We start from the raw sequence: 319 nt of genomic DNA on the forward strand, positions 1-319 counted from the left end.
GTTTATCTCGTCCAATTTCGGACGATGTAAAAGCCAAGTTTAAAGAAGGCATTCAGTTGCAAGGTGAGCAGCAACTGACACGCCCAGCAGTTTTAGAAATCATTAGTTCTAAAGAAGTACTATTAACGATTACTGAAGGTAAATTTCATCAGGTAAAACGGATGTTTTCTGCTGTTGGTAATCGTGTGGTATCGCTTCATCGTGAAGCTATTGGTAAGGTTAATCTTGATGTCGATGTCGGACAGTGGCGGTACTTGACTGACGTAGAAATACAGTCCTTTACCAAGTAAAAACAGTGGACGTGATTTGTGTCTAACAA

General features: G+C 40.1%; 1 pseudogene. It reads left to right on the plus strand.

The features are described 5' to 3' along the window. Window positions 1–290: pseudogene (locus tag FCV43_RS20225) on the plus strand (16S rRNA pseudouridine(516) synthase); the annotation flags it as partial. Between the last annotated feature and the right edge of the window lie 29 nt (window positions 291–319).

The sequence above is a fragment of the Vibrio genomosp. F6 genome, from assembly GCF_005146325.1.
Taxonomy (GTDB): domain Bacteria; phylum Pseudomonadota; class Gammaproteobacteria; order Enterobacterales; family Vibrionaceae; genus Vibrio; species Vibrio cortegadensis.